Genomic DNA, 2,530 nt, shown 5'->3' on the forward strand with positions numbered 1-2,530 from the left:
CTTGGCGCACATTCTCGCTGATGCGGCACCCAGCATTGTGCTGGCGGATGCAGCCGGGCGCGCTGCGTTGGGCGAGGCGGCGCTGGCAGAATGTACGGTGCTCGATCCAGCGACTCTGCCGGCGTTACCGGACACGAATCCGTCGGTGGCGGGGCTGACGGCCCGGCATCTGGCGTATGTGATCTATACATCGGGCTCGACCGGCACGCCCAAGGGCGTGATGGTGCCGCATCATGCGATTGCGCGGCTGGTCATCAACAATGGCTATGTTGACATTCGCGCTGGTGATCGTGTGGCGTTCGCAGCGAACCCGGCTTTCGACGCGAGCACGTTTGAAGTGTGGGCACCGCTGTTAAATGGCGCCACCGTTGTGGTGATCGATCATGACACGGTGCTGATGCCCGCTGCGTTTGCGCACACTTTGCGCGAACAGCGCATCAGCATCTTGTGGCTCACCGTTGGCTTGTTCAATCAGATGGTCACACAAGTGGACACGGCCTTCTCTCAACTGAAGGCATTGATTGTTGGAGGAGACGTGTTGGATGCGAGGTGGGTTGCGCAAGTGATGCGCGAGTCACCTCCTGAGCAGCTGATCAACGGTTATGGTCCGACCGAGAGCACCACGTTTGCGACGACTTACAAGATCACGTCCGTTCCCGAAAGAAACGCCAGCATCCCGATTGGGCGGCCGATAGCGAACACGCGTGTTTATCTGCTCGATGCGCATGGCCAGCCGGTGCCGCTGGGGGCGGTTGGCGAATTGTATATTGGTGGTGCAGGCGTCGCACGCGGCTATCTGAACCGCCCCGAGCTGACCGCTGAGCGCTTTGTACCGGATCCGTTCTCCGATGACGCGGGTGCGCGGCTGTATAAGACCGGGGATGTGGCGCGGTATTTACCGGACGGTAATTTGGAGTTTGTGGGGCGCAACGATGAGCAAGTGAAGATTCGCGGCTTTCGCATTGAACCGGGGGAGATCGAAGCGTGCTTAACGGCGCACCCGCAGGTGCGTGATGCGGTGGTAATAGCAACCGGTGAGGGCTCGGCTAAGCGGCTGGTGGCGTATGTGCAGGCCGAAGCGAACGAGCAGCTCGCGAGTACACTGCGCGCGCAGGTGGCGGCGAGCCTGCCTGAGTATATGGTGCCCAGCGCATTCGTGCGGCTCGATGCGTGGCCGCTGACGCCGAACGGCAAGCTCGATCGGCGTGCACTGCCCGAACCGGACGCTGACGCGCTGGCGCATCAAGCGTATGAAGCGCCGCAAGGCGAACTCGAGACGACGCTGGCGACGATCTGGGCCGAGCTATTGGGTGCCGAACGTGTGGGCCGGCACGATAGCTTCTTTGCGCTCGGTGGCCACTCGCTGCTGGCGGTGCGGTTGATTGAGCATCTGCGGCGTCGGGGAGTCGGGTTATCCGTGCGTGCGCTATTCGACACGCCGGTGCTCAGTGCGTTGGCGCAGACGTTGGGTCAGCACCGTGACGTGGTGGTGCCGCCCAACGCGATCATGCCCGACACGAGTGCGATTACGCCGTCGATGCTGCCGCTCATTGAGCTGACGCAAGCGGACATCGACAAGATTGTCGAGCAGGTGCCGCAAGGTGTAGCCAATATCCAGGACATTTATGCCCTGTCGCCGCTTCAAGACGGGCTGCTGTTTCACCATCTACTCGCGCGCGACGGCGATCCGTATCTGCTGATGGTGCAGTTGGCCTTTGACACGCGAGCGCGGCTTGACCAGTATCTGCACGCGCTGCAGCAGGTGATCGATCGGCACGATATTTTGCGCACCGCGTTCGTGTGGGAAGGCGTGTCGATGCCCGCGCAAGTGGTGTGGCGCCACGCGCGGTTGCCGATCACCGAGCTGACGTTAGACGCCGCTGACGGGCCGATCGCCGAGCAATTAGCGCGGCGCTTTGATCCGCGTCATACGCGGCTGGATCTGACGCAAGCGCCGCTGCTGCACTGTGCGATCGCCCAGGATAGTGAGGGTCGCTGGCTACTTATGCAGCGGCTACACCATTTGATTGGCGATCATTCGACGCTGGAAGTGATGCACGCGGAGGTGCGGGCGTTCATCGAGGCTCGAGGCGACACCCTGCCGCCGGCGCAGCCGTTCCGCCATCTGGTCGCGCAAGCGAGGCTAGGCATGAGCCAAGCTGAGCACGAGCGTTTCTTCACTGAGCTGCTCGTGGGTGTGGTGCCGACCTTGCCGTTTGGGCTCGCGCAGGTCCAGCGCGACGGCAGTGACGTGAGCGAGTCACACCGGATGCTGCCGTCGGCATTGAACGACCGGCTGCGCGCGCATGCCAAACGGTTGGGCGTCAGTCTGGCGAGTCTATGCCATCTGGCGTGGGCGCAGGTGCTCGCCCGTGCGAGCGGCCAACAACGTGTCGTGTTTGGCACCGTGCTGTTCGGTCGGATGCAAGCGGGTGAAGGCGCCGATCGTGCGATGGGGCTCTTTATCAATACGCTGCCGCTGCGTGTGGAGCTGGACGGCAGTGTGCAGGCGTGTGTGCGGAGCACGCAC

General features: G+C 62.7%; 1 protein-coding gene. It reads left to right on the forward strand.

Annotated features, from left to right (window positions below; genetic code table 11):
* A partial coding sequence (locus KQH55_RS16060; protein WP_235091670.1) for a non-ribosomal peptide synthetase occupies positions 1-2,530 on the forward strand: 2,530 nt, incomplete at both ends.

The sequence above is a fragment of the Mycetohabitans sp. B3 genome, from assembly GCF_021498065.1.
GTDB lineage: Bacteria > Pseudomonadota > Gammaproteobacteria > Burkholderiales > Burkholderiaceae > Mycetohabitans.